Source organism: Daejeonella sp., assembly GCF_037719425.1.
GTDB lineage: Bacteria > Bacteroidota > Bacteroidia > Sphingobacteriales > Sphingobacteriaceae > Daejeonella.
In genome coordinates, this window is record NZ_JBBJNI010000208.1 from 1 (window position 1) to 5,725 (window position 5,725).

3 protein-coding genes and 1 pseudogene are annotated in these 5,725 nt (G+C 40.5%); 1 reads left to right on the top strand and 3 read right to left on the bottom strand.

What is annotated here, in order from left to right; translation table 11 throughout:
• Positions 1 to 430 precede the first annotated feature (430 nt).
• Genes WKF69_RS18365 through WKF69_RS18375 form a run of 3 tightly spaced genes read right to left on the bottom strand, consistent with a single transcriptional unit; the run spans position 431 to position 5,343 of the window.
• Positions 431 to 2,527, bottom strand: a complete 2,097-nt coding sequence (locus tag WKF69_RS18365) for a ComEC/Rec2 family competence protein (protein ID WP_340383816.1) — start codon at positions 2,525 to 2,527, stop codon at positions 431 to 433.
• Position 2,528: 1 nt separating this feature from the next.
• Entirely contained in the window at positions 2,529 to 4,562 is a 2,034-nt protein-coding gene (locus tag WKF69_RS18370; protein ID WP_340383818.1) for a helix-hairpin-helix domain-containing protein, read from the bottom strand.
• On the bottom strand, positions 4,552 to 5,343 hold the full coding sequence (locus WKF69_RS18375) for a hypothetical protein (protein WP_340383820.1): 792 nt from the start codon (positions 5,341 to 5,343) through the stop codon (positions 4,552 to 4,554). The genes WKF69_RS18370 and WKF69_RS18375 overlap by 11 nt, the downstream gene beginning before the upstream one ends.
• A 153-nt stretch (positions 5,344 to 5,496) precedes the next feature.
• Here WKF69_RS18375 and WKF69_RS18380 point away from each other — a divergent pair.
• Positions 5,497 to 5,725 (top strand): annotated as a pseudogene (locus tag WKF69_RS18380) (hypothetical protein); the annotation flags it as partial.

Sequence of the window (5,725 nt, forward strand, 5' to 3'; positions counted from 1 at the left end):
AATAGGGAGATTCCAGCCTTCGCTGGAATCGCAGCACGGAATTGTACCATAAAGTAACCGCGCCAGAGGACACGATTAAAATGTAAAAACTAACAGATAAAAATCACTTAGATTCCAGCGAAGGCTGGAATCTCCCCAATATCTCCCACACGGCGTTGTCATTCCAGCGGAGGCTGGAACCTCCAAAAATATCCGCACAGCCAGTCTAGATCACGTGGGCCGTACAAATCTTAAGTTAACGACATTGCGGGTTGGGGGGTGGATTCCATATAATTGTCCTAAAACCTCCCCCACAGCCTCAAAATATCCGGAAGACGCATTGTTTTCCTACTGTATGAAACTGCAATGCCCGGTTCCCGGATTTCTATTGGGCTAGCTCGGTCAAGTTCGGTTGTGCTTTGTAGTGTCGATTCAAAAAATACCGGAAATTCTAAAGGTTTACGATTAATGCAGGGCTTTTCTTTAAAACGTAGTATTTGTATCCCATCCCCTTAGCTTCTACGACCCATCTGTCTATTTTATAATCCGGATTATTCGCATCGATAATAATTCTCTTAAAACTCAGACAAGCAGCAATTTGTCGAATGCTTGTACGTGGATTACCGCTTATTAGTACCACGTCAACAGCCAATGCCTTTGTAAACTCAGTATTGTCAAAGCTTTTGTCCCATCTAAATATTCTGCAGGAGCCAAACTGATAGAAATTCCGATCTGCGGCATACGAATCTTCTGAAAAGGTTTCCCTGGGGTTGTAAAACAGCTCGCTTTGCGAACCCTTCATTTTAACAGCAGGCAATAGTGAAAAATGTACCAGTTTATCAGATTGATCTACATCACTTACGATTATGCTTTTGCCCTGAGAGAGATAAGCGATACCAGTCTTTTTTTTAAGATTATAAAATATTATCTGGTGTTGTTTTTCATTTCGTAACCACGTCCAGCTAAGGTTTGAACACAGAAATATAGTCAAAACCACAATTGGCAGGTTAAATCTCCTGTAACTAAAAGCAAGTCGAAAGCTTGCCAAAATTATAAGAAGGCAGATCAGAACACATTGCATTGTATTTATCCATATCCCACCCCAGCTTGAGAAAGGAAGGTTTTCAATGTAGTAAAGAATTTCGTTCGTGGAATTTATCAGTATGCTGAGAATTTTTCCGGCATAATGCAGTATTAAAGAATCCGGGATGAACATAAGAAGAATCCCTGAATACATAATTACCGCCACTGGAAGGACGATTAACAGGTTGCTGAAAAGAAAATATACCGGGAATTGATGGAAATAATAAATACTAAAGGGAAACGTCGCAATTTGTGCCGCTATCGACAGGGCGCTGTAACTCCACATATGATCCAACAGCTTATTTTTAACATAAATCGTTTGATAAATTTTGGGGTGAAAATATACTAATCCGACAACCGCCAGGTATGAGAGTTGAAACCCTGCATCTACAATGTAAAAGGGATTGTATATCAAAAGGAGGAAAGCGGAAATAGCTATTAAATTATAAGTGTTTTGATGTTTGTTTAATGCCTTTCCCAGAACAATAAAACTTAACATTACTGCAGCACGACAGGCAGGTGCTGAGAATCCTGTAAGAAGTGCATAAAACCAAATTATCGAGATTATTAGAATGGCTCGAATTAACCTGGTTCCTTTGGTTTTATCCATAAATTTAAGAACAACAGATAATACCATAAATACAATCCCAACGTGCATACCTGAAACCGACAAAACGTGCATCGTCCCGGTTTTAGAGTAGGCTTCGATTAGTTCTCTGCTTAGCTCGGCGCGATATCCAAGGATAAGGGTTGAAGCAAAGGCGGCCGCGTTCTTGTCCGGCAAATACTTATAAAATTTATCAACAAGCCGTTTGCGAAGGGATAGCGCAAAAGAGATGCATGGGTTTCCCTCATCCCGATTCACAAGATAAAATTGATTTTGAGGTAGAAAAGCCTGATGATAAAATTGCCGGTCTCCTAAATATGCTTTATAATTAAACTCGCCGGGGTTGTAGGGTGGATCGATGCTGTCAAATTTGGATGGTATTAAAAGAAGATCGCCATATTTTAGATCCAATGTGTTAATACTATCGGCCTGAATTGAAACGATAATTTTTCCAGTTGCATTGTCTTTACGGCCTTGAAAATAACTTGCGACTACACTTGCTTCAAATCTGGAAACATAATTTGACATCCTGGGTTCACTTTTTATCTTGACCACAAATGCATCGGCCTTTTGTAAACTGTAATGACTTTTGTCATACTTTTCGGAGCTGTAAACTGTCAGCCAATAGCCCGTCGCCGCAATGATAAAATGCGATATTAAACCAACTATCCATTTAACCCGATAGATTGAAAGCCTCTTATAATTAAATATGAGGATACCCAATATCAAGAAGCATATGAAGGCGAAAATTGGCGCGGAGTTGAAGAGTCGTTCGCTGGCGAAATAGTAACCTGATAATATTCCCAGAATTAACGGTACTATTAGTCTTACAAATGGTATTTCTCCCTTGTAGAACATCTCAAAATTGAAATCTCAACTGTAGTTTAAAATCCGACCGTTTACTACCTTTTATTATGTCGTAACCAGATCCTACGGTCTCCTGATCAGCGTAGCTTGACAGAGCATATCTCAGCCATACATCTATACCACGTCGAACGGTATACCTTCCATTTAGATAACATCGTAGCCCTCTGCCTTGATATGCTGGAACCGAATAGCCGTATAATACGTCATTTTCATATGCATAGATCCGTGAGTTAAAACCTTGAGTATCGAATATCGCAAAGCGGACGTTTCCGGAAAAACTTGAGCTTAAAGGCTTATATATTACATCCTGGTAGCTAAGAAATCCAAACTCTTTATTAGCAAGTCCTTTTTTATATGCCGATACTTCCACACGGTTTCTTATTGAAAAACTGTTACTAAGCTTGTAAGACAACTCAAGCCGGTAGTTTTGTTTCTCAACATTTTCCAATCCTCCGACAGGACTTATTTCCGTTGCGTTCTCCTCTTTTTGTTGCAGCTTGAATCTTGCTGCGATCTTAAACTTCTTACTTAAGCTGTATGATAACTGGCCGAAAAGTTCATGTCCGCGCGAGGGAGCATCCACACGAAATTTGAGCCATGGAAACCTGAATAAGTCAAAATAACCAGCCAATTCCACTTTACTACTGAATTGAATGTTCAAGCCCGTATAAATACCCTTTTCATTAATTGCTTCAGTAGATTCAGATAGTCCCTGATTGAAGAATGAATAATAGTTACGCGCATAATTTCTGTACAGTACTACACCCGAAACACGTCTTGAAAGACTAGACATCAACCCGTTTAAGAAGCCTGTGCCTGACGAAAGACTGTGCGCTGCTTCACCAAAAAAATACGTGTTTCTAAAAGTATATGTGTAGTGCAGACCTAGATTCGTTAATATTTTATCGGCGAAGTCGTATCGCTCATAAAGTGTTTTGCTTGATGCCAGAGGCTTATCTAACTGTGTTTTGTAAGCTGTAATACCGACAGCTAATTCGTTCTTTAAATATTCGGCGTTTGTTCCGTAAACCAATTGAGTCACGGCATTTTTGCCTTTCTGCTCGGAATTCGTCCTATGCAAGCCGCTTATTGGTAAAGACTTGATTTCGCTTTGATCATTTGATAAAGAAGCGTCCATCTTTTTATACGAAATAAAGGGAGTTATTGAAACGTTCCCATAATCGACTGTGGCGGAGACTCCGCGTAAAAATGAAAATTCATTCACAGAACTGTAAGGTCTAAGCCCCGCGCCCTGCTTTGCGACACTGGTGAGTTCGGCTCCTTTACCAAAACCAAGACCCGACCACATAGTTAGTCCCTGGCCGAATTGCAGCGCATAGTCTCCAACAACCAGTTCCTTAAGGAATCTATTCCCCTTCAGGAAGATGTTGGCTGAATAAAAATCAAAACCCTTCCCTGTCTTGCCGAGAAATGCTTCGCCGGCATCCTTTTCCATATTAAGGGATAGCAAGACTTTATTAGCATAGTTAAACCTGTATCGTGTGAAAATGCGATCAGCGGAACCCGAATAAATTGCCTTTATTGAGTCAGAGGATAGAAAACCGTCTTGCTGTTGGAGAATTTTACCAAACCTGATCATAAGATCATGTTCACCATTTTTAAACAGCTTACTCAGGGAGAGATCAGAAAATAATTCAGGCGGATTCAATATTAGAAAATTGCTCAACCACCGGGCTGTTTCATCATCAAAACCGTCAATGCTCTGGAGTTCTAAAAGATCCAGAAACAACCCACTTTCTTCGCGATGTCGTAATAATTTTTCTATTTGAACAGGTGAAATAAATACAAGTTCATGCAGCTGTTCTTTTCTTACTTTGTTGATATCCAAAGGATATTTTCTGTAAAAATTCAATCTTTCCGTAATTTCAGAATAATCCTGATCTTCAGAAATATTTTCAGCTATATACTCCATCACCTGTTCTATCAACGAATCATTGTCGGCCTGGGCGCAACAAGACGCGGGCATAAGAATCACAAAGGCGATTGTAAGGAACTTAAAATGCATACCCTAAAGCTATTTGAGGCGAATATCCCAAAGTTGGATGGGAGGCTACAGCTACATCAATCTGAAATTTATTGTAGTTTATTCCAAACCCGGTGTATTGCTTAAAAGGATTGGCGGAAACCCCACCCCTCAGCGAAAACCATTTTACGACGTTATATTCAATTCCTGTCATAACATCGAGCGGGTAGTTCAACACCTTTCTTACATCTGCGATCATCAAAATTCTATCGCTAAGTCTGCAGGAACCACCGATTGATAATTTTACAGGCAAGCTTGAATTTGAGATGTCATTATAACGGCTTCGGCTTGGATTAGCAATATGACTGGCAATCGTAAACTCATTGGTAACCTTTAGCTGAAAGCCAACTTCAACACTATATGCCTTTGCGGAGCCATACTGAGAAATATTTAGCTGATGGTATCTTAATCCGACCGCCAGTCGAAAAGCATTACCAAAACTTTTGGAGTAAAAGAATCCGGCTTGTTGTTCTTTATACTCATAGAGTCCATAGCTTTCGAAACTCACTCCAAAAACGCTACCGCGAGCGGGAAGTGCGAATAGCGCTGTCTGTGTACTTACTTCTTCATCGAGAAAGTGCCGCTCGTAAGCAATGGCAAGTGTCGGCATTTTCAATTCAGAAATGCCCGCAGGATTTCGTTGCAAAGACCATATTCCAGAGACTGCCGTACCGCCAGAACCCATCGCTCCCAGCATTGGCCCCGGATTCTGGCCGTTTACCCTTGTATGTAGCAAAATGAGAAGGAAGATACAGTACTTCATCCCCGAAATTATCGAAGGCTCCCTCTCCTTAAAAATCAAATTATTTAACGGTCAGCGTAACATCTCCCGATAATATAAGTCTGTTTTGTAAGTTGTACTTATTACATTTATTTCGGCCGGATTACAGGCCTGCCAGACAAAACTCAAAACCAAATGAAAAGACTGATTTTTACCGCAGCAGTACTGCTAATTGGAGCAGGCACTTTTGCCCAAACCCCGAAAAAAATTGCCGAAGGAACTTTAACCTATGGCGTTGAATGGAACCTGCCCGAGCAAATGAAGGCTATGGCCAGCAGTTTTCCGACTGAGATAAAGGTACATTTTAAAGGAGATTCTTCCAGTTTAAAGACCGGATCACAGATGTACAGCAGCACCAATATCA

Excerpts from the sequence above, each read along its gene's own strand:
- WKF69_RS18370 (WP_340383818.1), bottom strand. The coding sequence starts at position 4,562 with ATGCATTTTAAGTTCCTTACAATCGCCTTTGTGATTCTTATGCCCGCG.
- WKF69_RS18375 (WP_340383820.1), bottom strand. The coding sequence starts at position 5,343 with ATGAAGTACTGTATCTTCCTTCTCATTTTGCTACATACAAGGGTAAAC.
- WKF69_RS18365 (WP_340383816.1), bottom strand. The coding sequence starts at position 2,527 with ATGTTCTACAAGGGAGAAATACCATTTGTAAGACTAATAGTACCGTTA.